The organism is Caballeronia cordobensis (genome assembly GCF_001544575.2).
In the GTDB taxonomy this organism is placed as follows: Bacteria; Pseudomonadota; Gammaproteobacteria; order Burkholderiales; family Burkholderiaceae; genus Caballeronia; species Caballeronia cordobensis.
Genome location: NZ_FCNY02000015.1, coordinates 157,486 through 183,197, shown reverse-complemented (window position 1 = coordinate 183,197; position 25,712 = coordinate 157,486). Strand labels below are relative to the sequence as shown.

Below are 25,712 nucleotides of genomic sequence, written 5' to 3'. Positions count from 1 at the left end.
GATTCAGACGTTCCAGACTTCGCCGAAGTAGCGCATCCAGTTCTCGCCCATCACTTTCTTGATACGCGTTTCGCTCCAGCCGGCCTTTTCCATGGCGGCCGTGAGGTTCGGGAATTCGCCGATCGTGCGAATGCCTTCCGGGTTCACCACCTTGCCGAAATTCGTCAGACGGCGATAACGGCCCTTGTCGTGCGTGATCCAGTCGAAGAATTCGGTGCTATAGCCTTGCGTGAAGTCGGTGCCGATGCCGACCTTGTCTTCGCCGATCACGTTGATCACGTAATCGATCGCTTCGAGATAATCGTCGACGGTCGCGTCCGGGCCTTTCTTCAGGAACGGCGAGAACATCGTCACGCCAACGAAACCGTTGGCGTCGGCGATTTCGCGCAGCTGGTCATCGGACTTGTTGCGCGGATGATCCTTGAGACCCGACGGACAGCAATGCGAATACGTGACGGGCTTCTTCGAGCAGGCGATGGCGTCGGAAGACGTCTTTGCGCCGACGTGCGAGAGATCGACCACGATGCCCACGCGGTTCATCTCGTGGATCACTTCCTTGCCATAACCCGAGAGACCGCCGTCCGGCTCGTAGCAGCCGGTGCCGACCAGGTTCTGCGTGTTGTAGCAAAGCTGCACCACGTTCACGCCGAGTTCCTTGAACACTTCGATATAGCCGAGGTTGTCCTCGAACGCATACGAGTTCTGGAAGCCGAAGATAATGCCGGTCTTGTTTTCCTTCTTCGCGCGCAGAATATCGTCCGTGGTGCGCACGAGCGTGAGAATTTCACTGTATTCGCGGATTTGCTGTTTCATCTCCGCGATGTTGTCGATGGTCTTCTGGAAGTCTTCCCATACCGAGACCGTGCAGTTCACCGCGGTCACGTTGCCCTTTCTCATGTCCTCGAACACGGAGCGCTCGAACTTCGAGATATTCAGTCCGTCGATGATGATGCTGTTGTCGTGCAGGGTGCTCATCTGTGTGTGCTCCGTGTTGCCGGGTAGAGGGGAGAAACGCAGGCCTGGGGGCTTTTTCCATCGCCCGATCGATGCCTTCGTCGATGGGTCTATTCTTGTCGTTCGCCCTGCCGGTCAATTTACGAATTCAGACGTGTTCTTTACCTTTTCCGACATGCGCGTCTGTTTTCGACAAGTGGCGAATTGCGATTCGGTGTAGTTGATTTTTTCGCGCGTCGTGCTGCACTGCGCCGGAACGATCGTGCGCTATCGCGGTGCGATCCTTATGACGTCTGGCTCCTCGCCGGTGCGCGGGCGCAGCGAGCACGAGCGGCGCCTCACAGGGCTCAGGGTTTAGCCTGATGGCATGGTAGTTGCACTCGAAATCAAAATTAGAAAAGTGGCAAAGCGCCGCGTCGAACGGCGCCAATCAATAGATTCCAAGGAATCAGTTCTCACATGTCCTCCGATCGCACGGCGTCGCTGTCGCACTTCGCGTTCATGCCGCTTCCCAACTTCACGATGATCGCGTTCACCAACGCGATCGAAGTGCTGCGCATGGCGAATTACCTGACGGGGCAGCCGCTTTATCGATGGTCGCTCGTGAGTCCCGAAGGCGGCCCGGTGACGGCGAGCAACGGGCTTTCCGTCGATACCGGTCCGGTCGAGTGCGTGGGACAGCCCGATATCGTGTTCGTGGTCGGCGGCATCGACGTGCAGCGCTCGACGACGCCTGAGCATCTGTCTGCTTTGCGACGATTCGCTCGCACTGGGAGCGTGCTGGGTTCTCTGTGCACCGGAACGTATGCGCTGGCGCGCGCGGGGCTGCTTGCCGGTTATGCGTGTGCGATTCACTGGGAAAACATGTCGGCGCTTAAAGAAGAGTTTCCCGACACGCGCTTTCTCAAAGAGCTATTCGTGATCGATCGCGATCGCGTCACGTGCACGGGCGGCGTCGCGCCGCTCGACATGATGCTCAATCTCATCGCGGCGCGGGTTGGCACGGCGCGGGTCACGCAGATCGCGGAGCAGTTCATTGTCGAGCATGTGCGGGATACTTCTGCGCAGCAGCGCATGCCGTTGGTGGCGCGTCTTGGGTCGGCCAATAAGTCGCTTTTCGAAGTCATCTCGCTGATGGAGAACAATATCGAAGAGCCTTTATCGCGGGAGGAACTGGCTCGCCTGGCCGGAATGTCGCAGCGGCAGTTGCAGCGGCTCTTTCGTGAGCATCTCGGGATGACGCCTACGCATTACTATCTGACTTTAAGGTTGCGGCGCGCGCGGGAATTGCTTCTTCAGACAGATATGTCGATCATGCATATCACGATGGCTTGCGGGTTTCAGTCCGCTTGTCATTTTTCTAAAAGCTATCGGGATGCGTTTGGGACCGCTCCGACGAGGGAGCGGAGGAAGCAAGTGCCTCCTTTGGCCTCTGTTTCTTCTGTTATGGTGGCTTGAGGTTTTTTTTTCGTCGTGGAACTTGCTTTGTTGTTGGTTTATTAGCACTGCCCCTCCCCGGGGCGGGGGTAACTTTCTTTGCTGCTGCAAAGAAAGTCACCAAAGAAAGCAGCTTTGTCACCGCCCGCGGTCACACGTAGTTTGGCCATTTTTCTCCTCGGGGAACGGCCCTCGCCTAAAGAGTGCCCTCATAAGCCCAATCGGGCTTGGATCGCGCACGATCCGTCACGTCGCGCCACTTAATTTCTTGGTACAGCCATTTCAAGTTCCAGCCCGCTTCGCGGCCGATGGGTCAATCGGGTATGCGAGTGCATTCGTGTTCGCTGGTTTCCCTCGCATACCCAACGGCAGCGCGAAGCGCTGTGCCGAAGCTATTTCGTGCTGACCCAGCGCGCTTCGCGCACTGTTTTGTCAGACCGTGCGCGATCCAAGCCCGGTTGGGCCTATGGGGGCATTCTTTAGGCGAGGGCCATTCCCCGAGGAGAAAAATGGCCAAACTGCGTGTGACCGCGGGCGGTGAGAAAGCTGCTTTCTTTGGTGACTTTCTTTGCAGCAGCAAAGAAAGTTACCCCCGCCCCGGGGAGGGGCAGTGCTAATAAACCAACACGAAACCGGGATCCGGCGAAAAAAGCCTAAATCGCCACCCGCAGCCGGGTCTCACACACTTCACATCCCCCGACTCTTTCCGTCCGAAACACCCCATCAAGCGCAAACCCCAGCGCTTTATAAAACCGCAATCCCCGCGCGTTTTCCTCCAGCGCCCACAAGGTCATCTCCCGATAACCCTCACTCGCCGCCGCGTTGATCGCTTCGTCCATCAACATCCTCCCCGCGCCTTGCCGCCAATGCAGCGGATCGATATAAATCGCCTCGATCTCGGCGTCGGTCGTCTTGCTGTCGTGATCGCGTGAAGCCCCCCACGCAATCCAGCCCAAGGTAACTTCATCGCGCTGCGCCAGCACCACCCGCGGCATGCCCCGCGCGATCAGTTGCGTCCATAACGCCTGACGTTTCGGAATGGAAAGGGAGTCGAGATAGGCCGAAGGAAAGATCGACCGATAAGCGGCCTGCCAGGCCTCGACGTGGATACGCGCGATCTCGGCGGCATCGTCGGCGAGGGCGAGCCGAAAGGTAAGCGCGGTGCGAAGATAATCGGCGGTCATACAGCAAAGTATGCCGCCGATTTCGATGATGTTGCTAACTCAAGCCGCTTTCAGCAGACCATGCGGATCGATGACGAACTTGCGCGGCGCGCCGCCATCGAACTTGCGATAGCCTTCCGGCGCTTCGTCGAGCGATACGACGGACACGTTCACGATATCCGCAATCGGCAAACGGTCCCACAGAATCGCCTGCATCAGGTTGCGGTTGTACTTCATGACAGGCGTCTGGCCCGTGTGGAAAGAATGCGACTTCGCCCAGCCGAGGCCGAAGCGAATGCTCAGGGCGCCCTTCTTCGCGGCGGCATCGACGGCGCCGGGATCGTCGGTCACGTAAAGGCCGGGAATGCCGATCGCGCCCGCGGCCTTCGTGATCTCCATCAGCGAATTCAGCACGGTGGCGGGCGCTTCGTGGCCGCTGTCGCTGCCGTGGCCGTGCGCCTCGAAACCCACGCAATCGACCGCGCAATCCACTTCCGGCTTGCCGAGAAGCTGCTCGATCTGCTCGCCGAGCGTCGCATCCTTCGAAAGATTGATGGTCTCGAAGCCCATCGCACGAGCGTGCGCAAGACGCTCCTCGTTCATGTCGCCGACGATCGTGCACGCCGCGCCCAGCAAGCGCGCCGATGCTGCAGCCGCCATCCCGACCGGCCCCGCGCCCGCGATATACACGGTCGAGCCCGGACCGACGCCCGCCATCACCGCGCCGTGATAACCCGTCGGAAGAATGTCGGAAAGGCAGGTGAGATCGCGAATCTTCGACATCGCCTGCGCCTTGTCGGGAAACTTCAGCAGATTGAAGTCGGCGTAGGGAACCATCACGTATTCCGCCTGCCCGCCGATCCAGCCGCCCATGTCGACATAGCCATACGCGCCGCCCGCGCGCGACGGATTCACGTTCAGGCACACGCCCGTGTGCTGCGACTTGCAGGTCGGACAACGGCCGCACGCGACGTTGAACGGCACCGAAACGAGATCGCCGATGGAAAGCGTCTCGACATCGCGCCCGATTTCGATCACCTCGCCCGTGATTTCGTGGCCGAGCACGAGGCCGACTTCCGCCGTCGTGCGGCCGCGCACCATGTGCTGGTCCGAGCCGCAGATGTTCGTGGTGACGACCCTCAGAATGACGCCGTGGCCGATGTCGCGCCCACGTGGATCGACCATTTTCGGATAGTCGATGGATTGCACTTCGACCTTGCCCTGCCCCAGATAAACGACGCCGCGATTGCTGCTCATTATCGTCTCCATGTTTCGTGGACGGCACGCGCGATGCATCTGAGCGATGACCGCGCCCGTGCAACGAGCGTAGCGCCGCTCCGGCCGGGCGACTGGCACTCAATGCGACGCGTGTTTGACTGAAACCGACATCGCCGTCGTGACCCGTTTTTTGTTGATTGACCGTTCAATATAAAAAAACTAGTATCGACGAACGATCTTCCCCGTCTCGAACCATGCCCAAGCTCGGAATGCGCGAAATCCGCCGCGCGCAACTCATCGACGCCACGCTGCACACCATCGACCAGTCTGGTCTCGCCGGGGCGACGCTCGCCTCGGTGGCGCAGCGCGCGAGCACGTCGACGGGCATCGTGAGTCATTATTTCGGCGACAAGGACGGCCTGCTCGAAGCCACGATGCGCCATGTGCTGCGCTCGCTGTGGCAGGGCACGTCGCGCCGCCGCAAGGCCGCGAAGCCCGATCCGCGCTCGAAGCTGCGCGCGGTCGTCGCGGCGAATTTCGATGTCGAACAGGTGAACGGCCCGGTCATGAAAACCTGGCTCGCGTTCTGGTCGGAAAGCATGCACAAGCCCGAGCTGCGACGGCTGCAGCGCGTGAACACGCGGCGTCTCTATTCGAACCTGTGCGCCGATTTTGCGCGGGCGCTGACAAAGCCCGCGGCCCGCCGCGCCGCGAGCGGTCTCGCCGCATTGATCGACGGCCTGTGGCTGCGCGGCGCGCTCGCGGGCGAACCGTTCGACACGAAAGGCGCGCTGCGCGTCGCTTACGAATACATCGACCTCGTGCTTGAAGCACGCGGCTAAAAACCGAACATTGCAAAAGGAGCGCGACATGTCCGCATTCGGAGAGCAACGGCTTTATATCGGCGGCGAATACGTCGATGCAACGAGCGGCGAAACATTCGACACGCTCGATCCCGCGACGGGCGAAACGCTCGCGCGCGTGCAGCAGGCGTCGCAGGCGGATATCGATCGCGCGGTGCGATCGGCGCGCGAGGGACAGCGCGAATGGGCCGCGATGACCGCGATGCAGCGCTCGCGCATCTTGCGGCGCGCAGTCGACTTGCTACGCGCGCGCAACGACGAACTCGCCGCGATCGAAACGCGCGACACCGGCAAGCCGATCGCCGAAACGCGCGCCGTCGATATCGTCACGGGCGCGGATGTCATCGAGTATTACGCGGGTCTCGCGACGGCCATCGAAGGCGCGCAGATACCGTTGCGCGAATCGTCGTTCGTTTATACGCGGCGTGAGCCGCTCGGCGTGTGCGCGGGCATCGGCGCATGGAATTACCCGATTCAGATCGCGTGCTGGAAGTCCGCGCCCGCGCTCGCGGCGGGCAACGCGATGATCTTCAAGCCAAGCGAAGTCACGCCGCTGACGGCGCTCAAGCTCGCGGAAATCTATAGCGAAGCGGGCGTGCCGGCGGGCGTCTTCAATGTCGTGCAAGGCGACGGACGCGTCGGCGCGATGCTCGCGGAACATGGCGGCATCGAGAAGATATCGTTCACGGGCGGCGTCGAGACCGGCAAGAAAGTGATGGCGCGCGCGGGCGGATCCACGCTCAAGGAAGTGACGATGGAGCTCGGCGGCAAGTCGCCGCTCATCGTCTTCGACGATGCGAACCTCGAACGCGCCGCCGATATCGCCATGACCGCGAATTTCTTCAGCGCGGGACAGGTCTGCACGAACGGCACGCGCGTCTTCGTGGAACGCGGTGTCATCGATAAGTTTGAAGCCTTGATCGCGCAGCGCGTGAAGCGCATTCGCATCGGCGCGCCCGATGATCCCGATACCAACTTCGGGCCGCTCGTGAGCGCGGCGCAGTTGCAGAAAGTGCTCGGCTTCATCGAAAGCGGCAAGCGCGAGGGCGCGCGGCTCGTCGCGGGCGGTGCGCGTCTTGCCGATGGCGCGTTTGCGCGCGGTCAGTATGTCGAGCCGACCGTGTTCGCCGATTGCCGCGACGACATGCGCATCGTGCGCGAAGAAATCTTTGGTCCCGTGATGAGCATTCTCGCGTTCGACGACGAAGACGAAGTCATCGCGCGCGCGAATGATACGGAGTACGGATTAGCGGCGGGTGTCGTGACGGAGAATCTGTCGCGTGCGCATCGCGTGATTCATCGGCTCGAAGCGGGCATTTGCTGGATCAATACGTGGGGCGAATCGCCCGCGGAAATGCCGGTGGGCGGTTACAAGCAATCGGGCATCGGGCGCGAGAACGGCATCGCGACGTTGAACGCCTATACGCGCACCAAGTCGGTCCAGGTCGAGCTGGGCCCGTATCAGCCCGTGTTTTGAGGAGTCTTGCGATGAGCGTGAACGAATACGACTACATCATCGTCGGCGCGGGATCGGCGGGCAACGTGCTCGCGTCGCGTCTCACCGAAGACGACGACGTGACCGTGCTGCTGCTCGAAGCCGGCGGGCCGGATTATCGCTTCGACTTTCGCACGCAGATGCCGGCGGCGCTGGCTTTTCCGCTGCAGGGGCGGCGCTATAACTGGGCGTATGAAACCGAGCCCGAGCCGCATATGAACAACCGTCGCATGGAGTGCGGGCGCGGCAAGGGTCTGGGCGGATCGTCGCTTATCAACGGCATGTGCTATATCCGCGGCAATGCGCTCGATTACGACAACTGGGCGTCGATGTCCGGTCTCGATAACTGGAGCTATCTGGATTGCCTGCCGTATTTTCGCAAGGCCGAGACGCGCGATATCGGGCCAAACGCGTATCACGGCGGCGATGGTCCCGTGCATGTGACGACGAGCAAGCCCGGCAACAATCCGCTGTTCGCGGCGATGGTCGAGGCTGGCGTGCAAGCGGGCTATCCGCGCACGGAGGATCTCAACGGCTATCAGCAGGAAGGCTTCGGTCCGATGGATCGCACCGTGACCGCGAACGGCCGGCGGGCGAGCACGGCGCGCGGCTATCTGGATCGCGCGAAGCATCGCGCTGGTCTGACGATCGTGACGCATGCGGTAACGGATCGCGTGTTGTTCTCCGGTAAGCGTGCGATCGGGGTCGCTTATGACCATGGCGGACAGCGTGTGACGGCGCACGTGCGGCGTGAGGTGCTGGTTTGCAGCGGCGCGATTGCCTCGCCGCAATTGTTGCAGCGCTCGGGCGTGGGACGCAGCGCGTGGCTGAAGGAACTGGAGATTCCTGTCGTGCACGATCTGCCGGGCGTCGGTGAGAACTTACAGGATCATCTCGAGATGTACATGCAGTACGAATGCAAGGAGCCGGTGTCCTTGTATCCGGCATTGCAGTGGTGGAACCAGCCGGCGATCGGGCTCGAATGGATGTTGAACGGGACGGGCGTCGGCGCGAGCAATCAGTTCGAAGCGGGCGGTTTTATCCGCACGCGCGACGACGATTTGTGGCCGAACATCCAGTATCACTTTCTGCCGGTGGCGATCAATTACAACGGATCGAATCCGATCAGGATGCATGGCTTTCAGGCGCACGTCGGATCGATGCGCTCGCCGAGCCGTGGACGCGTGAAGCTCAAGTCGCGCGATCCGCATGCGCATCCCGGCATTCTTTTCAACTATATGGCCGATGCGTTGGACTGGCGCGAGTTCCGCGATGCGATTCGCATCACGCGGGAGATCATGCGGCAGCCGGCTTTGGCGCGATATCGCGGGCGTGAGCTTCATCCTTCCGATGATCTCAAGAGCGATGCCGAGCTCGATGCGTTCGTGCGCGCGAAGGCGGAGACGGCTTTTCATCCTTCGTGTTCCTGCAAGATGGGTTATGACGATATGGCCGTCGTCGATGGCGAAGGACGCGTGCACGGGATGGAAGGCTTGCGCGTCGTGGATGCGTCGATCATGCCGCAGATCACGACCGGCAATCTCAATGCGCCGACGATTATGCTGGCGGAGAAGGGGGGGGGGGGGGGGGGGGGGGGGGGGGGGGGGGGGGGGGGGGGGGGGGGGGGGGTTGGGGTTGTGGGGTGAAGCGCCAGTGGTTGGGGAGCTATCTCCGTGTACGCGGAGGAACCTACGCCGCCTTGAGATCCGACGCCATCAACGCGGGTCTATCTCCACTCACGCGGAGGAACCTCGTACAGATTCTGTGCGAGCAGGTCCACGCCCGGTCTATCTCCGCGCGAGCGGAGGAACCTCGTCGACTATCACTGCACAGGAATCCGCATGGGGTCTATCTCCGCGCACGCGAAGGAACCCACTTTTCTACGTCGTCATCGTTGAATAGCTGGGGTCTATCTCCGCACACGCAGAGGAACCGCACACGATGCGAAGGTCATCACCGATCAATGGGGTCTATCTCCGCACACGCGGAGGAACCAGGGACACGTCGCACTGAATAACTCGCTCGTCGGGTCTATCTCCGCGCACGCGGAGGAACCGCGCCGATGCGCGAGTCGTCGCGGTCGCACGGGGTCTATCTCCGCACACACGGAGGAACCGTGACAAACCGGAAGTACGCGGCGACCATGTTCGGTCTATCTCCGCACACGCGGAGGAACCGCGCTCGATACGCAGGCGCGCCGGGGCTTCCTGGGTCTATCTCCGCAAACGCGGAGGAACCTATCGGATCACTTCGCGATCATCCCGACTGGCGGGTCTATCTCCGCACAAGCGGAGGAACCACACCACTCAACGCTAGGATGAGCCTCAAATAGGGGCTATCTCCGCACACGCGGAGGAACCAATGCCATTGCGACGCGTGAGCCGTCGCGCCGGGGCCTATCTCCGCACACGCGGAGGAACGTCAAGCCACTTCCACGAGGAAAAGAAGACAGGAGGTCTATCTCCGCACACACGGAGGAACCTGGCACTGCACCGGCACCGACTGCATTGGCGAAGGCCTATCTCCGCACACGCGGAGGAACCCTGCCCAGCCGCACGCCCTTCCCCAAAATCCGCGGCCTATCTCCGCACACGCGGAGGAACCTTGATTCGTTCGTACGTCGGACCCAGCGGAAGGGGCCTATCTCCGCGCACGCGGAGGAACCGGTGGGCTCCGCTGTCTGATCCGCCGGAGCCGCGGCCTATCTCCGCGCACGCGGAGGAACCATTCTCTCGTTACCGATGTCGACGACCGTCGAGGGCCTATCTCCGCGCACGCGGAGGAACCGCGACGATCTGGCCGCCGCTGTAAAACTCAAAAGGCCTATCTCCGCGCACGCGGAGGAACCCATCCAAGTGAGTCAGCCGGGCGAAGACTTGGCGGCCTATCTCCGCACACACGGAGGAACCGCGCCGCTTCTACTGTCCACGTCGCGCCAGCGAGGCCTATCTCCGCACACACGGAGGAACCCCAGCTTGCCTCCGCTGCGTCCAGCTCGTCCACGGCCTATCTCCGCACACACGGAGGAACCCACGCATCGAAGCCCTTGTTATCGCCGCTCGTGGGCCTATCTCCGCACACACGGAGGAACCGCCGGCGGGTCGACAGCCGGCGCGGGCTCCGGGGGCCTATCTCCGCACACACGGAGGAACCGTCCGGTTGCGTATCGCGGCAGCCTCTTTTTGCGGCCTATCTCCGCACACACGGAGGAACCCGCGGTCTGGAAACCCGCCTTCGACTTGATGGCGGCCTATCTCCGCACACACGGAGGAACCCGCGCGCCGGTCGCGTCGTGCGTGACGACAACGGGCCTATCTCCGCACACACGGAGGAACCCGTCGCAGAATCACGGATCGACTCGAAGGGCGGGGCCTATCTCCGCACACACGGAGGAACCGTCGGCAATGGGCCGCGTGAACGATCTGCAAAGGGCCTATCTCCGCACACACGGAGGAACCTCTCCCTCATAACCCCATGACAGAAAAGGCAAATACCCCATTAGCATCCAACAAAACCATCCAAATTTCCAAGAACGAAACCACCCCACCTACCCCGTCATCATCCGCCTGACGACATACATCCCATCGACTTCCACAAGCGCTCTCGGCGGCGCACCGAGATGCGAGATACCGATCCCCCCAACCGCATCCAGATCCCGCCACACCATCACCACACTGCCTCGTGGCTCATGCCCGTGCCAGTCGGCAAGCACCGACCACGTCCGTTCCCGCACGCCCTTGTTCATGCGCGGCGCGACATACAACCCCGCCGATACTTCGAGCATCACCGATCCGAGAAATCCCCGAAACCGGTCCGCGACATCACTCGTCACCACGACGACCAGCGCCATCGCCCGCCTCCCGCTTCTCGTCAACACGCAGTACCTGCTTCACGCGATCGATCATCGCGGGAATGACCGCTTTCTTGCGAAACACGCGCGCCGCCTCGCGCCGCACGAGCCGGTCGATCGGATACTCGCAATGCTGCGCCTCCTTCACCGCGGCGAATGCGATGGACAGCGTGACGTCATCGCGAAAGAGATCGGCGATATCGAGCACGAAGGCCTGCCCCGAATCCTCGTGGATAAACCCGAGCTGAGGTATCGCCGCGAGCGCCTGCACGGCAATCGCAGCCGCCGCCTGCACGGCCGTCGCCGCATGATTGATCGCCTGATTCGGCAGATCGGCGGCGTCCGGATTCGCTCGGTCATAGCGACGCCCCTCCCAGTCGATGCCGAATTGCTCCGCGCGCAGCCGATAGATCGTCTTCACGCGCGCGCCTTCGATACCGCGCAGCGTGTCCAGATCGCGATGCGGCAACACCTCGCCCAGACGCAACGCATACATATGCCGCGCGACCGACAGACGCCTTCGCGCATTGCCCCACAACTCCGCTTGCCGGCGCGCGACATCCGAGCGGTCCGGCATCAACGGCGGCGCAGTGTACGTGCGCACGCCATCGACGCCGACTGCGGCGAGCAGCGTCCCGTGACGCGCGAGCAAACGCAGCGCGTCGTGCGTCACGCTGCTGCCGGGGCCGAGCAAAATCATCGATACCGACTGATGCGGAATCTGATCGACATGCTGCCCGCTTGCAAAACTCAGGCAACCGTCGATCACATTGAGCGCGCCGCGCTCCAGCCAAAGCAGGCCGTGACGGTCCGCATGCGGAACCCGCGATGTGTCGAGTCCGAGGCGTCCCTTCAGCACGGGCCTGGTCCGCGGTTCATGTCGCTATCGAAGCAGGCCTGAGCTGCAACATGCCAAACCCGAACGCGCGATGACGTCCGACGCCGCGCACGAGCAAGCTCGTGAACGCTTGCGGGTCCTCGACGCACAAGTGGCCGCGAAACACCGCATCCGGGCCGCCGACATGACGCGCGATCCGCTTGTCGGTTGAACCCGCCGCCGCCTTGGTCCGGCGCACGGACGTCGTCAACTGGAAACGCATCATGCGCGATTCGATGATGTTCGCCGCGTTCGTCGCGGTGAACTGACGGGCGAGCCACTCTCCGTATACGGGCTCCCGCTTCACCTCCGCTTTATCCTCGGCGCGGTCCAACGCGGCGCGATAAGCGTCATGCTGATGCCCTTCCTTGTCCCGAACCACAGGACATACGCGCACCTCGAAACCCAGCACGCGCCCTTTCGTCCACCGCGCCGGGAACTCGCGGATGCTCAGACCGCCGCCGCCCCGCACCGCATCGAGACCCAGCAAAGCGGCGATGTCGGGGCTCGCGAACGACGCCGCCTCGCGCAACTCATCGGCGGAACTCGAACTATAGGCAAGCAAGCCGCTGCGCTCATCGCGATAGTAGAAAGGTTTCGGCGCACGATCACCGAAGGCGCGCCCCAACGCCGCATGAAGCGCGTAGCCGATGTCGCCGCCCGGTGGAATCCAGTCCTGCCGTGCGGCCCAGGACACCAGCCTGCGGAGATCGGGCTCACAATGAATCAGGTTCAGCGTGGTCATGCTGGCAGTTCCGGCAAAGTCGATAAACTCGCGCACGGCGCGATATGCGGACCCGTCCCTTCGAGCACGGCGCGCCAACCGCCATGCACGCCGGTCTTCCAGTTGCGTTCGTCGCATATATCGAGCGCGCGCGCGTTCTTAAGCGTGCCCTCTTTGCGTGGCCACTGAAAGCGAAACTCGCGCTCGTCAGGCGATGGCGCGCGTTGCAATGCGTCGAGCACATCGCTGGCACCGACCATACCGACGACGAGGCGCGTCGAAGGCAGACACGGCTTGCGTCCGATGAACAACGGCCGCTTCGGATGATCGAGCGCATGCGCGATTTCTTCGAGTGTCGGTTCTTCGTCCGCCGGTTCGAGCCGCAACGCGACGAGCGCATCGAGCCGCGCGTGATAGTCGCGATAACGAAGATGCGGGCTCTTGTACGAATCTTCGCCGCCGCGCCGCTTTTCCGGCTCGCCTAGCGTCGTCCAGCCGCTATCGCTCGCGCCGATCTGCGCCGTCTGGAAATCCGCGAGACGCTCCCCGCCGTTGTCGAGCCGTGTTCCCATGACCAGGCGCGCCTGCAATCCGTCGAGCAGCGCGAAGTCGCTTCGATCCCAACCGAGCGCGTTGCCGATCAACCCCGTCAGCATCGACAACGCCGGAAAGTCGCGAATCACGCCATAGTTGTCGATTGCTTCGCCGCCGAACGCCACGAGCGGCGCGCGTAAGCGCATCAGTAGATGGCGGCGCATCTCACGCGCCCTCGACGATGCGCGCTTGCGTCCACTGGCCAAGCTCGGCGAGCGAGACCCGCTCCGCGCCCGGCATGGTCGCATCGTCGAGCGACATGAAGCGCCGTGCAGGCGGCGCCCCATACGCGGAATCATGCTTTTGCAACTCATCCGCCAGTGTGTCGATGGCCTTCTTGCGCACGTTGGTGCCCGGCTCCATCGACAGCGCGGTTTCGAATGCTCCTGCCAGCGTGCGCGGCTGCCAGTCGCCGGTTTCGACGAGCATCAGGCTCGCATGACCGAATGGCGCGGTGGAGCCACGCTTCGCGCCGGGGCTGACGGTTGCGATCAGATGCAGCAGGTTATGCACGACCTGCCCCGCAAGCGCGCGCCGCTCGGCCGGCGCGTCGAAGCATTCGCGCACGCCGATGCCTTCCAGATTCGCGACCAGTTGAGGCACATCGACGACGACATAGCCGTAGTACAAGCCCGAAGCGAGTTCCGTATCGAAGATGCCCGCCGAGCCGCGTTCGCCCGTCTCGCGCAGAAGGTCGTCGACGACAGTGAAATAGTCGTTCTCCACTTGCGCCTCGTGCACCGTGAAGGCATGCGCGACATACACGGCGGCATCGCGCGAAGCGAGCACATCCGAGGTCACCATGCGGCCGAACAACGCCGACTCCAGTCCGCTTCCGTGCTTGAGCGCTTCGATGTTCGACTTCTCCTCTTTCAGGAAGGTCTTGATCGCGGCCTTCAATGCGGTCTCGTCCTTGTAATCGCGGGATAACGCCGCGCAGCGCGCGACGAGATAGTCGATCTCGGCCTTCCCGAGCAGTACGGCCTGGCCGGTTTCCAGCGCTTCCTTGCCTTTGAGATCCTTGCCGGCCTTGTCGAGCAAACCCTCGTGACGCAGCGCTTCGGCGGCGGCTTGCGCGAGCGCTTCCGGAACGTTCTGCCTGATCAGCTCATCGCGAATCAGCTTGAGCGTGATGCGCGAGCGAATCGCCATCGGCACGTCGAGCGACGCCAGCGAATGATGATCGTCCGCCACGCGCCAGTGCCGCTTCAGGCATTGCGACGATATGCGCGTGCGGATGGCGTCGCCCATCGGCAGGCGTTTGGCCAGCCCGGCGTCGTCGCGGTTGAGCAGCGCGGCGGGATAACTTTGCAGTGTATGAATCTGAATGAAGCGTGCTTGCGACATGGTGAGTTTCCTGTTCTGCATTGACTTATTGCATTCGATGGCACGCGGTTTTACTTGCGTTCGCTCTTGAGTCTGGCTCTGGCGTAGTCGCGGACGATCGCGATACGCGCCCGCTCGGCGATGCGCTTGCGCAGTGAATCCACCGCACCTTCATTGAGGATGAGCGTGCCCAGCTCGATCCAGTTCGGTGCGACGCCCCGGCTGGCCATCAATCGCACGACGCGCGGCAGGTTCTGGAAAAGCGCCTCGCCCCGCGCGTTGAGCAGACGCGTCACGCGCGCTTCGGATACGCCGGCGAGTTGCAGTTGTTGCCCGAGCCGCGGCGCGGCTTCATTGCGGGAGCAGTGAACGGACAGCGCAATGCCATGCGCGATGAGTCCCCAATGCCGCCATTGCTTCAGGCTGAATCGATCGCACTCGACCTTCGCGCGTTGCAGCACGCGGGTAAGCGCTGCGATCTGCTGCACGGTGAGCGTTTGCGCGTTGGGATCGAGCCGTGCAAGGGCGACATAATCCGCCTTCATCAAACCCTCGTTCCCCTTGCCCGCCTTCATGAAGCCGCTGATTGCGCCTATCTGCGCGTAGAAACTGCGTCTCGATCCGAGCACGGTGTCTTCAATTGATGTCATGTTTAACCTCTCCCATGAATCCAGCTGCGCGTTTCTGCGCGCTTCGTCGCGTCGCTTCAGTATGCCGACGATGCCTCGCGCAACATGCTTCTCCGTGCGCATGAAATCGTGAAAGCACGAGAGCGCGCCGCCTTGCGCGCAATACCGTCTTTCCGCGCTGCGCGGGCCAGCGACAAACGCACGTTCCAGCACCTTCTCCGCGCGATCGACGAGTTCGACGATCCATTTTTCATGCGCCTCTTTCTCGCTGTGAGATTCGACTTCCTCGATGAGATCGTCGAAAAAGCGTGCATCTTCCTCGTGCTCGAATCTGCTCGAGAAGTCGCCCGCCTTCTTCTTCGTGTCGTCGCTGACGCTGGAATCGCCGTTGCCGAGGAGGTTGCACATCGCTATCCATAGGACCCTGCGCACATCGGCTATGGCGGCGATGCGATCTGCCGCGCGCTTCGCGATCTCGTCGGTGTGGCGCATGCGCATGGCGTGGCGAATGCGAGGCGACACGGGAATACGCCGCTCGTGATAGCCCTCCGTCTTGCCCTGTCCGCGCGTGATGCCTTGCGCGAGAAGGTAAAGACCCGTCTTGCCGTCTTCCTCTAGCAGCGTGCTCGCTAGCGTTCGTTCAAATTCGTTCGAGAACGCGAGCGTGCTGGCGAGCCGAAAATCGAAGCCTCTTGCCGTGATGGATAGCGCCTTCGCCTCGGCTATGTGCACCGGCGTCCAAGCATCGCCCGTGACGCCGTTGCGCTCCTTCGCCGCGATGCGCGCAGTCTTGCTGCTCGTGGCGAGCGCGACGAATCTCGTGCCGTCCATCGTCAACCGCACACGCCTGCATATTTCGATGTAGAACGGATCGAGTTCGCCGAGCGAAAGGCTGCTCGTGCCGTCCCAGGGACGCAGCCACACGAGCGCCAGTCCCCCTTTGCTCTTGAGGTCGCACCGTTTGGCGATGCTTGCGTGTTGTTCGACGAGCAGCCGCGTATCGCGCGCCCAGCGCTTGCCCACATGTCCCGCCGGCACCACGCCCAACGCCGGACGGCTCGCAAAGCCTCCGTTCATGCGCGAGATGCCGTAATTGCCCGCGCCGAGAAATCCCTCTTGGGTTTGAAGGCTGACGAGCGCGTAGACCCAATCCTCCGGGGCCGCGTGGATCATGCGTGCGGCTTTCATGTCGTGGTTCTTCGACGTGATCAGCATGTCCACGGCGTCGGGCGTGAGCAGACGCTTCTTCCATGTGCGCGTCTCGCCGCTCTTGCATGGCGCTTGCAAAAACGCGGGGCGATCGTCGGGCGTGACGAGCGAGAAGGCCGCGCCGTCCGGATGGTCCGGAGTCAACGCGAGCAACGCGCGACGCCATTCTTCCGCAGTCTCAAGTGATTCGTTGTGTTTCGCTGTGTATCGAGCAATCGCCGCAATGTGAACAAGAAATGCATGCCACGGATGACGTTGATGCGGACGAACTGCTGGGAAATCGCGAACCTCGTCCTGACCTAGCGCGACCAGTAATTCCGGTAAGCTTGCGTCACACGCTTGGTTATCGACGCTGTGGTAATGAAGCAGACGATTGTCTAGCAAATTGAATCGACGTATCGCTGGAAGCTTCCCGATGCCGAAACGGCCGTACGTGAAGCGAACGTCGCCCAACGAGAACTCCAAGCCATCATCGCAGAGCGAGATGCCGGATGGAATTGCGCTTGGATCGCGGTCATCCGGAAGCATGTGTTGGCGTATGGCAATCTCGCGCACGTCGATACCGAACGGCCCGCGCACGGGCGGATCGAAACGGATCAGGCGATCGGCAACGCCGAGGCGGGTCGCGACGCGCTCATCATTGCCGGGAAAGGCGAGCGCTTCGAAACTCGCGTCATAGTCCAGCGCGTGCAGGCGAGCGACGACACGTTCCGCGCTCTTGCCGCCGTCGAGTTGTTGCGACAACGCCTGCCACGCCGGGCCGAACTCGGCCGCGATGGCATCGAGGCAATCGGGATGCGTCGCGTGCTCCACGAGTTCGCGGTTATCGTCCGGAATCTCGCGTTCGCCTCGTGCTTCGATAAGACGGCGCGTCGCTTCGATCATGCGCAAGTCAGAATAGACGCCACCGCCGTTATGCAGCCGTCCGAGCCCATGGCGCGGGCGTTCGAGGTAAGCGTCGAACGACCCGCTCTCGGGTATGAGCACCCACACGCGCGCTTGGCGGAACGCCTCGGGTCTCTCCGTATCCGGTCGATCATGACGATGCAAACGTCCGATGCGCTGCAGGAGCACATCCATCGGGCAGATATCGGTGATGAGAAGATCGGCGTCGAGATCGAGGCTTTGTTCAAGCGTCTGCGTGCCCACGACGATGCACGGCTTCATGCCATCGCGCTTCTTGCCGATGCGCGCCTCGACTTCCTCGTCGAGCAGCGGGCGGTCCTGCCGGCTGAACCGGCTGTGATGGAGGGTCGCGACGCCTTCCACATCGAACAGCCAGGCGCGATCGTCGACCATGCTTTCGATGGCCTCCTGCGTCGCAATCGCCGATGGCACCGTGTTGCGTACGATCAACACACGCGCGCCTTGCCGCGCCGCATCGACCGCTATCCGGGCGACGTGCGTGAAGTCGTCGATGGCTCGGCATGTTTGCCAGTGAACGTGCTTCTTCGCTCCGCTACGGCCCAGCGCGCTGATGCGTGCGCCGTCGATCAGCGCGGGATACGGCACGTCACAAGCTTCTTCGATGCACGGCGGATGTACACCGTTCTGAAACCTCACGCGCTGTCTCGAACCGAGCGTTGCCGACAGCAGCAACGCATGCCCGCCCGTTGCCAGATGCGCCTTCAGCAGATGCTCCAGCAACTCGGACATGTACGTATCCGACGCGTGTACTTCATCGACCACCAGCAACGAGCGGCTCAGCGCCGCATGCCGCAGATGTGCATGACGCACGCTCAGTCCAGCCAGCAACGCCTGATCGATAGTGCCGACAGCGATCGTCGCGGCGAGAAAACGCTTTGGCGACTCGGCGGCCCAGCGCTTCGACGCTGCGATATCGTCAGGATTGTCGGACCATTGAACCTCGTAATGCGGCAAGGCGATCTTGTCGCTGTCATCGGCGCTTTCGTAGCCCGGCAGCGCGCGAACGACCACGGGCGCATCGCTCGGCCAAAGACACTTGACGAAATCGCGCACGCGTTTGTACACCTGCACCGCAGCGACGCGCGTTGGCAGCGCAAAGTAGAGCGAGTCGACTTTTCCCGCCTCGAAAAGCTTCGCGAAGCGCCACAGCGCGGCCTCGGTCTTGCCGCTGCCGGTCTCGGATTCGAGAATCAACAACGGGCCGAGATCGGTATCGCCCAGTGCGGCTTGCATGGGTCGCGGCGACGACACGCTGAACGCCGATTCGAACGTGATGCGTGCGTTCCGCATCGCCGCGCGCAAGTGCGTTACATCGAGCCCAATTCTCTCGACGGCCTCAGTCGCGTATCGAAGGGCTTCGTCGAACGTTCGCTCGACGCCCGGTTCGCTGTAAGGAAAGAACTGCTTGCTCGACCCGAGCCAATCCGCCAACTGCACGAGGCCGGCGAACAGATGCACGAACGACGGAAGATCAGGCAACGATTCGCCGCCCGGTTCGAATGCTCGCGGCAGATCACGCCGCAGCCGGTCGCCGATTTGCCCGAGCGTGGCCGCAGGGTTATAGACCTCGCGTCCGTCGGCGGCAAAAACGGGTTGCCATAGATGCGGATCGATGCCGACAGGTTCGCGCACCGGCCGCCCATGATGGCCCAAGCTCGCAAGCAAAAGATCGAAAGCCGCGCCGCCCCACGCCGACATTTCATCGAGAGGCAGTCCTGCGAGCAGGTGCTCATCCAGTTCCAGAGCAAGCCGCGCTTCGACGCCGTGCCCCGCATGAAGAGGCCAGCCGCGCGGCGCGCCCGTTCGCCAGCGCTTCGCCTGAAACCCGCTGTTCGCCTTGCCGAAGTCGTGCAGAAATACGAACGCGGCCAGTCGCGCGATGTCTCTGTCGTCAAGCACGCGCTTCGCTGTGGCATGCATCGCCTCGCGGATGCGGCCGCCCTTCGCTGTCAGCGCGATAAAGCACGCCGCCACGTCCAGCATATGATCGCAAAGCGGATGAAACGGCGCGTTCTCGTCACCCTCGCGCGACCGCTTGCCCCAGGCAACATGCTGCTTTCCTTCCTTCTCTTGCATATCCTCAACGGCTACGCGATCCCAGCCTCGACTACTTGACGATGCGCAGCTTTCATTTGTTACGGATACCTATTTTTATCCGCCGAGGAAGATCGATCTATACGAAACCGCCGAATTTCTTAGGCACAAAAAAAGGCCGCGCAAGCGCGGCCCACAAATCGCCCTACTTGAAACACCTGCAAACTCACTCCCTGGCCGAAGCCAGCACTCCACTCCCTTCCTGCTCCTCCGCCTCGGAGACGAGCGTCTCCAGCGTAAGTCCTTTCGTTTCGATTCCCAGCACCCATACCGCCGAAGCCGCGACCACGAAACACGCGGCTCCAAGCGAAAACACGCCCCCTTGCCCGAACACCGGCAACACGACACCCACGACATACGGCCCGATCAGCGACCCGACGCGCCCGATCGCCGACGCGAATCCCGATCCCGTCGCGCGTGCGCCGGTCCCGTACAACTCTGGCGTGTAGGTGTAAAGCACGGCCCACATCGCAAAGAGGAAAAACTGCATCGCGAGCCCGGCGCAGATGAGCAGCGTCGGCGTTTCCGCATGCAGCGCGGTCTGTCCATACACATAGGCCATCACGCCGCTACCCACGAGCGAGGCGATGCAGGTCGGCTTGCGCCCCCACCTTTCGACGAGCCACGCCGCGCATAAAAATCCCGGCACACCGCCGAGCGAAATCAGCACCGTGTACAGCACCGACTTCGTCACGGCAAAACCGGCTTGCTGCATCAATGCGCCCAGCCACGACGTCAGTCCATAAAACCCGAGCAACGCGAAGAACCACAGCGTCCACACCATCACCGTGCGTCGCCGGTATGCCGCGCTCCAGATCTCGCGAAACGCACCGCTGCCGTGCTTCGCTGCCGGCTCCGCAAGCATCGAAGGCGCTGGCAAACGACTCAGCCCTTTCGCCTTCATCACCCTCACTTCGACATCGGCGAGCACGCGGTCCGCTTCATCGATGCGTCCGCGATGCTCCAGCCAGCGCGGCGATTCCGGCACCACGCGGCGCACGATCAGCACGAACACAGCCGGAATCGCGAGCAACGCGAACTCGGTGCGCCAACCGAACGTCGGCAAAACGAAATACGACACCACGCCCGATGCGATGAACCCGAGCGGCCAGAATCCATCCATCAGCGCGATCAGGCGGCCGCGCGAAGCGGTGGGCACGAATTCCGACAGCAAGGTCTGCGCGATCGGAAACTCCATGCCCATGCCGATGCCCAGCAGCACGCGATAAAAAATCAGCGCATCGACGGATTGCGCCGTCGAGCACAGGTACGACGCCAGACCCCACAGCACCATGCTCCACTGAAACACGGGCCGGCGTCCGAAGCGATCCGCGAGCAAGCCCGCGACGGCCGCGCCCAGCACCATGCCGAAGAAGCTCGCGCTCGCCACGAGTCCCGCCGTGGCGGTCGACAAGCCGAACTCGGTCTTGATGGAACCGAGCACGAAAGTCATCGTCCCGAGATCGACGGAATCGAAGAAAAACGCGATCGCGATGATGATGAAGATCGTGCGGTGATACCCCGAAAACGGCAGGCGTTCAAGCCGTGCCGCGGCGCTCGCGCGCGGCTGCGTGGCAACAGACATGTCATCTCTCCCGATGCGGCCTTCGCCGCGCAAGTTCAGATGACTTCAGTAGACGCCAACATAATTCGCCGCACCAGAGGAATTGCGTCATCGAATGTCGCACACGCGTCATGCATCGAAGCGTGCGCGCGCGGTTGCGGCGATCTGCGTCAACGCTTCCATGCTGAGCCGCGCGGCGATGGCCTTCACATAATCGTGATGCCGCGCTTCGAGCGGCGCACCGAGATACTGCGCATGCAGATAGCGAATCAACGCGATGCGCCGATGCTTCAGCGCGATACTGCGATCGAGCAGCGCGAGCGCCGCATGCGCATCGTGCTCCTTGCATGCACGCTCCGACCACTGCGCGGCGATGTCGCGTGACGGATTCATCGCGCCGCTGCGTGAAGCGCGTCCGCCTGCATGCGCCATGCAACGTAGTCCGCGCGACGCCAGTCGAGCTCGAGCCCGAGGCGCTTCGTGCCCTCACGGATCTTCGGCTTGTGCAGCGTGAGCGTGAGCGCATCGAGCGCGGGCCACTCCTCGAATGACAGCGCCGCAATCTCGACCGCGAGCGTTTCGAGCAGGCGCGTGTGCGGCTTCGTTTCGAGAAACGCGCTCACGCGATTGCACCACGCTTCGTAATCGATCAGGCCATCGGTCGATTCCTGCGGCATCTCGCGATACCGCAGACTCGCGTCGATGCAGACAGGCTGCGGCGCGACATGCTCGTGCTCGTACAGGCCGACGCTCGTCTTCACGATCAATTCATCGACGACGATGCGCCAGCCTTTCCCGCCTATGTCGAGCGGCTCGAACGGCTTCATGAAAGCAGCGGCTCGGCGGCGTCGAGCATGATCTTCACGAAGTAATCGGCGAAGCTGCGGCGCACGATGATTTCGTAGCGATCGCCACCGAGCGGCGTCAACGTGATCGATGCCTTGAAAAAGTGGCTCTGCGCACACTGGCCAAGGCCGAAGACCTTCGGATGAAGGTCGAGCGGGCAGCCGCGCGACAGCACTTCACGCGTCTTCGGGCCATCGATTTCGAGCACCGTATAGCCGCTGCCGATATCCACCGCCGCCGAGAACTGGCCGGCGAACGCATCGCGCAGTTTCGCTTCGAGCGGCGCGGGACGGGCCGCGTCGTGGGCCGCGTCCGAATGCACGAGCCATTCGTCGGGGCCGAGCCACAGCATCGTGTAGCCGTTGCCGCGCGCGATGGTGTTCGCCTTCTCGGGCGGCACGCAGCCGATCACGTTCTGCACCGCTTTCACGAAGGCCGCATCGCGCGTATCGCCGCGCACGTTCACGAGTTCGAGGAACGGGCGCTCCGTCAGGCGAAACGCTTTCGGCGAGCCGCTCTGATGCGACTTCATGAGCGCATCGGCGCCTACGAGCGGGCTTTCCTGCCAGGTGCCGCTGAGGCCTTGTCCGCTGATGGCACGGTCGACGACCGTCGCGGATGCCTTGACTTCATTCAACATGCTGACGTGCTCCTTCGCTGTCGTAGAACACCGAACTGGTGATTTTCGCGGTGATGCGCTTGCCGTTCGCAAGCGGGATCAGCACCGATTCGCCCATCTTGTCGAGACCGCCCTTCACGACGGCGAGCGCGATCGAGCGCTTCAAAATGGGGCTGTAATAACTCGACGTGACGTGACCGAGCATCGGCGCGGTGTCGCCCTGGAACGGACCCGATACGATCTGCGCGCCTTCGGGCAGCACGATCGAAGGGTCGTCCGTCAGCAGGCCGACGAACTGCTTGCGTCCCTGCTTCGCCGTATCCGAACGCGTGAGCGAACGCTTGCCGAGGAAGTCTTTCGACTTCGCCACGAGCCCGCCCATGCCGAGGTCGTAAGGCGTCATCGAACCATCCGTATCCTGGCCGACGATGATGTAGCCCTTCTCCGCGCGCAGCACGTGCATCGTTTCGGTGCCGTACGGCGTGATGTCGAATTCCGCGCCCGCGAGCATCAGCGCTTCCCACACCGCGCGTCCGACGTTCGCCGGCACGTTCACTTCATAAGCAAGCTCGCCCGAGAAGCTGATGCGCATCACGCGCGCCGCCGCGCCCGCCACCGTACCGTCGCGATAGCTCATGAACGGGAACGCCGCATTGGCGAAGTCGATGTCGTGACACACCTTCTGCAGCACCTTGCGGCTGTTCGGGCCGACGACCGCGAACGTCGCCCAGTGGTCCGTCACGGATGCGAGACGCACGCGCATGTCGGGCCACTCGGTTTGCAGCCAGCGTTCGAGCCACGTCAGCACGCGCGCCGCGCCGCCGGTGGTCGTCGTCATCATGTAATGCTGTTCGCCGAGACGCACGGTCACGCCGTCGTCGAAGATCATGCCGTTTTCGTCGAGCATCAGGCCATAGCGGCACTTGCCGACTTCGAGCTTGCTCCACGGATTCGTGTACATCCAGTTGAGCAGCTTCGCGGAATCCGGGCCTTGAATGTCGATCTTGCCGAGCGTCGATGCATCCAGAATGCCGACGCTCTGACGCACCGCGAGCGACTCGCGCGCAATCGCCGCGTGCAGGTCTTCGCCGTTCTTCGGGTAGTACCACGGACGCTTCCAGTTGCCGACGTCCTCGAACATCGCGCCGTTTTCGACGTGCCATTCGTGGATCGCGGTCTTGCGCACCGGGTCGAGGAACTCGCCCAACTCGCGGCCCGCGAACGTGCCGAAGGTCACGGGCGTGTAGTTCGGGCGGAAGGTCGTCGTGCCGGTTTCGGGAATCGTCTTGCCGAGCGCGCCCGCGAGAATCGCCATGCCGTTGATGTTGCCGAGCTTGCCCTGGTCGGTGCCGAAGCCCATCGCCGTATAACGCTTGACGTGCTCGACGGATTCGAAGCCTTCGCGCGCGGCAAGATAGATGTCGGCGGCGGACACGTCGTTTTGATAGTCGACGAATTGCTTGGGACCACGCGTCGACAGTTCCTTGTTGCCGACGATCCACAGCGGCATCATCGGCGCTTCGACGATCTCGGCGACCTGCACGGCACTCGGCTTCGCGACAATATGACCCGCTGCGCGCGCCGCGTCCGCGCCCGCATCGACGCCGAAGCGGATGCCGCGCGAGAGCGAGAACTCGCCCGCGCATGCGCCGACGCTGCTCTCTTTCTGCATCGCCTTGCCGGGAACGAAGCACGCCTTTTCGTCGTGCCAGTGCGCCTTGCCGCCCGATTGCGCGAACAGATGCAGCACCGGGCTCCAGCCGCCCGACATCGCGACGAGATCGCACTGCAGGTCGGTCTGCTTCTGGCCGACCTGGCCTTTCGCATACGAGGCCACTTCGACCGACGCCACGCGATACTTGCCGTGCGCGACGGTGATGACCGCGTTGTTCAGCACGCGCACGCCATAGCGGCGCGCGGCCGCGGGCAACGTGCCCTTCGATTCGGCGGGACGCGGATCGACGACGGTCACATCAGCGCCCGCGGCCTTGAGATCGAGCGCGCATTGATACGCGTCGTCGTTGTTCGTGAAGACGACCGCGTTGCGGCCCGGCAGCACCGCGTAGCGATGCAGATACGTCGACACCGCCGACGCCAGCATGATGCCCGGCAGATCGTTGTTGCCGAAGACGATCGGACGCTCGTGCGCGCCGGTCGCGAGAATCACGCGCTTCGCACGCACTTTCCACATCAGTTCACGCGTACCCTGACGGCGCGAGACGGGCAGATGCTCCGTCAGACGTTGCGTGATCGTGACGAGGTTGTGGTCCTGATAGCCGAACGCCGTGCTGCGCGAAAGTACCTTCACGTCGGGCATCTTGCGCAGTTCGGCTTCGATCTTCTGCACCCATTGCAGCGCGGGCTTGCCATCGATCTCGGCGCGGCACGACAAGAGCGAGCCGCCGAGTTCGCGCTGATCGTCGACGAGAATCACCCGTGCGCCGGACAGGCCCGCGGCATGCGCAGCCGCGAGACCCGAAGGTCCGCCGCCGACCACGAGCACGTCGCAATGCGCGAAGCATTTGTCATAGCGGTCGGCATCGAGTTGCTTCGGCGCTTCGCCGAGACCCGCCGCGTCGCGAATCACTTCTTCGTATTTCGGCCAGAGCTTGCGCGGCCACATGAACGTCTTGTAGTAGAAGCCCGCGGGAATGAAGCGCGCGATCTTCTGATTGACCGCCATGCGATCTTTCTCGATGCTCGGCTTCGCGTTCACGCTCGTCGCGACGAGACCCTGATAGAGCTCGACTTCGGTCGCGCGCGCGTTCGGCACGGTGTACGCGCCGGTTTCGAGTTGCACCACTGCATTCGGCTCTTCGACGCCCGCCGTGATGATGCCGCGCGGACGGTGATACTTCCAGCTACGCGCAACGAAACGCTCGCCGTTGGCAAGCAGGGCCGAAGCGAGCGTATCGCCTTCGAAGCCCTGATACGTCTTGCCGTTGAAGGTGAAGGTCACGGGAATCGCGCGGTTGATGCGTCCGCCCGCGCTCATGCGATCTTTCTGGCTCATTTCGACGTGCCTCCGTTGTCTTGCATCACAGCCAGCGGACGGTCGAACGTCTCGTAGCCCTGAATCTCATAACTCACCGTATCGCGCTGCACCTTGAACCAGCGGCGGCAGCCTTGCGCGTGATTCCATTGCTCGCGATGCACGCCGCGCGGATTCTTGCGCATGAAGAGGTAGTCGCCCCATTCCTTATCGGAGAGCTTTTCGGTGTCGAGCGGGCGTGCGATATCCGCTTCGCCGCCGCAAGAAAATTCGGTTTCGGCGCGCGGCCCGCACCAGGGGCATTCGATCAGCAACATGGTTCTTTCCTTGT

General features: G+C 62.6%; 18 protein-coding genes, 1 pseudogene and 1 CRISPR repeat array. Of the genes and pseudogenes, 4 read left to right on the top strand and 15 right to left on the bottom strand.

Translation table 11 applies throughout. The annotated features are described in order from the left end of the window. Positions 1-3: 3 nt before the first annotated feature. Complete coding sequence (locus AWB70_RS26630) at positions 4-975, bottom strand: dipeptidase (RefSeq protein ID WP_014251500.1); 972 nt, start codon at positions 973-975, stop codon at positions 4-6. A gap of 438 nt (positions 976-1,413) precedes the next feature. Between AWB70_RS26630 and AWB70_RS26625 the strand changes: the two genes are divergently transcribed. Further along, the gene (locus AWB70_RS26625) at positions 1,414-2,412 is read left to right on the top strand and encodes a GlxA family transcriptional regulator (protein ID WP_014251501.1); all 999 of its coding nucleotides are present in this window, start codon (positions 1,414-1,416) and stop codon (positions 2,410-2,412) included. 632 nt (positions 2,413-3,044) lie between these two features. On the opposite strand, the gene AWB70_RS26620 is transcribed toward AWB70_RS26625, so the two are convergent. Both AWB70_RS26620 and fdhA read right to left on the bottom strand, forming a co-directional pair. Next, positions 3,045-3,575: a GNAT family N-acetyltransferase gene (locus tag AWB70_RS26620; protein WP_053569679.1), complete on the bottom strand. Its 531-nt coding sequence runs from the start codon at positions 3,573-3,575 to the stop codon at positions 3,045-3,047. 39 nt (positions 3,576-3,614) lie between these two features. Next, positions 3,615-4,811, bottom strand: a complete 1,197-nt coding sequence (gene fdhA / locus AWB70_RS26615) for a formaldehyde dehydrogenase, glutathione-independent (protein ID WP_014251503.1) — start codon at positions 4,809-4,811, stop codon at positions 3,615-3,617. 215 nt (positions 4,812-5,026) lie between these two features. Here fdhA and betI point away from each other — a divergent pair, with 215 nt between their 5' ends. The 3 genes and pseudogenes from betI to betA all read left to right on the top strand — a co-directional run. Then, on the top strand, positions 5,027-5,614 hold the full coding sequence (gene betI / locus AWB70_RS26610) for a transcriptional regulator BetI (protein WP_014251504.1): 588 nt from the start codon (positions 5,027-5,029) through the stop codon (positions 5,612-5,614). Between the two features lie 28 nt (positions 5,615-5,642). Then, a complete protein-coding gene (betB, locus tag AWB70_RS26605) occupies positions 5,643-7,112 on the top strand; it encodes a betaine-aldehyde dehydrogenase (RefSeq protein WP_053569680.1) in 1,470 nt (489 codons plus the stop codon). An 11-nt stretch (positions 7,113-7,123) separates the two neighbouring features. Further along, positions 7,124-8,704 (top strand): annotated as a pseudogene (betA, locus tag AWB70_RS26600) (choline dehydrogenase); the annotation flags it as partial. A 393-nt stretch (positions 8,705-9,097) separates the two neighbouring features. Then, positions 9,098-10,588: direct repeats of the CRISPR family, unit length 28 nt; unit sequence GGCCTATCTCCGCACACACGGAGGAACC. Between the two features lie 89 nt (positions 10,589-10,677). On the opposite strand, the gene cas2e reads toward betA, so the two are convergent. The 12 genes from cas2e to AWB70_RS26530 all read right to left on the bottom strand — a co-directional run bounded on the left by cas2e (position 10,678) and on the right by AWB70_RS26530 (position 25,698). Further along, the gene (gene cas2e, locus AWB70_RS26595; protein ID WP_053569682.1) at positions 10,678-10,980 is read right to left on the bottom strand and encodes a type I-E CRISPR-associated endoribonuclease Cas2e; all 303 of its coding nucleotides are present in this window, start codon (positions 10,978-10,980) and stop codon (positions 10,678-10,680) included. Further along, on the bottom strand, positions 10,952-11,839 hold the full coding sequence (gene cas1e / locus AWB70_RS26590; protein ID WP_053569683.1) for a type I-E CRISPR-associated endonuclease Cas1e: 888 nt from the start codon (positions 11,837-11,839) through the stop codon (positions 10,952-10,954). Before cas1e ends, cas2e begins: the two co-directional genes overlap by 29 nt. 16 nt (positions 11,840-11,855) lie before the next feature. Continuing rightward, on the bottom strand, positions 11,856-12,602 hold the full coding sequence (gene cas6e / locus AWB70_RS26585; protein WP_053569684.1) for a type I-E CRISPR-associated protein Cas6/Cse3/CasE: 747 nt from the start codon (positions 12,600-12,602) through the stop codon (positions 11,856-11,858). Then, on the bottom strand, positions 12,599-13,339 hold the full coding sequence (gene cas5e, locus AWB70_RS26580; protein WP_053569685.1) for a type I-E CRISPR-associated protein Cas5/CasD: 741 nt from the start codon (positions 13,337-13,339) through the stop codon (positions 12,599-12,601). The genes cas6e and cas5e overlap by 4 nt, the downstream gene beginning before the upstream one ends. A 1-nt stretch (position 13,340) precedes the next feature. After that, positions 13,341-14,522: a type I-E CRISPR-associated protein Cas7/Cse4/CasC gene (cas7e, locus tag AWB70_RS26575; RefSeq protein WP_053569686.1), complete on the bottom strand. Its 1,182-nt coding sequence runs from the start codon at positions 14,520-14,522 to the stop codon at positions 13,341-13,343. Between the two features lie 50 nt (positions 14,523-14,572). Next, positions 14,573-19,342: a CRISPR-associated helicase Cas3' gene (gene cas3 / locus AWB70_RS39380; protein ID WP_235024355.1), complete on the bottom strand. Its 4,770-nt coding sequence runs from the start codon at positions 19,340-19,342 to the stop codon at positions 14,573-14,575. A gap of 184 nt (positions 19,343-19,526) precedes the next feature. Beyond that, entirely contained in the window at positions 19,527-20,945 is a 1,419-nt protein-coding gene (locus tag AWB70_RS26555) for an MFS transporter (RefSeq protein ID WP_053569687.1), read from the bottom strand. A gap of 108 nt (positions 20,946-21,053) precedes the next feature. Continuing rightward, positions 21,054-21,317 (bottom strand): hypothetical protein, encoded by a 264-nt coding sequence (locus tag AWB70_RS26550; protein ID WP_014251516.1) that lies wholly within the window; start codon positions 21,315-21,317, stop codon positions 21,054-21,056. Next, positions 21,314-21,751: a dihydroneopterin aldolase gene (locus AWB70_RS26545; protein ID WP_053569688.1), complete on the bottom strand. Its 438-nt coding sequence runs from the start codon at positions 21,749-21,751 to the stop codon at positions 21,314-21,316. Before AWB70_RS26545 ends, AWB70_RS26550 begins: the two co-directional genes overlap by 4 nt. Beyond that, on the bottom strand, positions 21,748-22,410 hold the full coding sequence (locus tag AWB70_RS26540) for a sarcosine oxidase subunit gamma (protein WP_045455365.1): 663 nt from the start codon (positions 22,408-22,410) through the stop codon (positions 21,748-21,750). Before AWB70_RS26540 ends, AWB70_RS26545 begins: the two co-directional genes overlap by 4 nt. Then, entirely contained in the window at positions 22,400-25,402 is a 3,003-nt protein-coding gene (locus AWB70_RS26535) for a sarcosine oxidase subunit alpha family protein (protein ID WP_014251519.1), read from the bottom strand. The genes AWB70_RS26540 and AWB70_RS26535 overlap by 11 nt, the downstream gene beginning before the upstream one ends. Continuing rightward, positions 25,399-25,698, bottom strand: a complete 300-nt coding sequence (locus AWB70_RS26530) for a sarcosine oxidase subunit delta (RefSeq protein ID WP_014251520.1) — start codon at positions 25,696-25,698, stop codon at positions 25,399-25,401. The genes AWB70_RS26535 and AWB70_RS26530 overlap by 4 nt, the downstream gene beginning before the upstream one ends. Between the last annotated feature and the right edge of the window lie 14 nt (positions 25,699-25,712).

Bases quoted from the DNA above. Each gene is read 5' to 3' on its own strand.
- AWB70_RS26630 (WP_014251500.1), bottom strand. From the start codon at position 975: ATGAGCACCCTGCACGACAACAGCATCATCATCGACGGACTGAATATC.
- AWB70_RS26625 (WP_014251501.1), top strand. From the start codon at position 1,414: ATGTCCTCCGATCGCACGGCGTCGCTGTCGCACTTCGCGTTCATGCCG.
- AWB70_RS26620 (WP_053569679.1), bottom strand. From the start codon at position 3,575: ATGACCGCCGATTATCTTCGCACCGCGCTTACCTTTCGGCTCGCCCTC.
- fdhA (WP_014251503.1), bottom strand. From the start codon at position 4,811: ATGAGCAGCAATCGCGGCGTCGTTTATCTGGGGCAGGGCAAGGTCGAA.
- betI (WP_014251504.1), top strand. From the start codon at position 5,027: ATGCCCAAGCTCGGAATGCGCGAAATCCGCCGCGCGCAACTCATCGAC.
- betB (WP_053569680.1), top strand. From the start codon at position 5,643: ATGTCCGCATTCGGAGAGCAACGGCTTTATATCGGCGGCGAATACGTC.
- cas2e (WP_053569682.1), bottom strand. From the start codon at position 10,980: ATGGCGCTGGTCGTCGTGGTGACGAGTGATGTCGCGGACCGGTTTCGG.
- cas6e (WP_053569684.1), bottom strand. From the start codon at position 12,602: ATGACCACGCTGAACCTGATTCATTGTGAGCCCGATCTCCGCAGGCTG.
- cas5e (WP_053569685.1), bottom strand. From the start codon at position 13,339: ATGCGCCGCCATCTACTGATGCGCTTACGCGCGCCGCTCGTGGCGTTC.
- cas7e (WP_053569686.1), bottom strand. From the start codon at position 14,522: ATGTCGCAAGCACGCTTCATTCAGATTCATACACTGCAAAGTTATCCC.
- cas3 (WP_235024355.1), bottom strand. From the start codon at position 19,342: ATGCAAGAGAAGGAAGGAAAGCAGCATGTTGCCTGGGGCAAGCGGTCG.
- AWB70_RS26555 (WP_053569687.1), bottom strand. From the start codon at position 20,945: ATGTCTGTTGCCACGCAGCCGCGCGCGAGCGCCGCGGCACGGCTTGAA.
- AWB70_RS26550 (WP_014251516.1), bottom strand. From the start codon at position 21,317: ATGAATCCGTCACGCGACATCGCCGCGCAGTGGTCGGAGCGTGCATGC.
- AWB70_RS26545 (WP_053569688.1), bottom strand. From the start codon at position 21,751: ATGAAGCCGTTCGAGCCGCTCGACATAGGCGGGAAAGGCTGGCGCATC.
- AWB70_RS26540 (WP_045455365.1), bottom strand. From the start codon at position 22,410: ATGTTGAATGAAGTCAAGGCATCCGCGACGGTCGTCGACCGTGCCATC.
- AWB70_RS26535 (WP_014251519.1), bottom strand. From the start codon at position 25,402: ATGAGCCAGAAAGATCGCATGAGCGCGGGCGGACGCATCAACCGCGCG.
- AWB70_RS26530 (WP_014251520.1), bottom strand. From the start codon at position 25,698: ATGTTGCTGATCGAATGCCCCTGGTGCGGGCCGCGCGCCGAAACCGAA.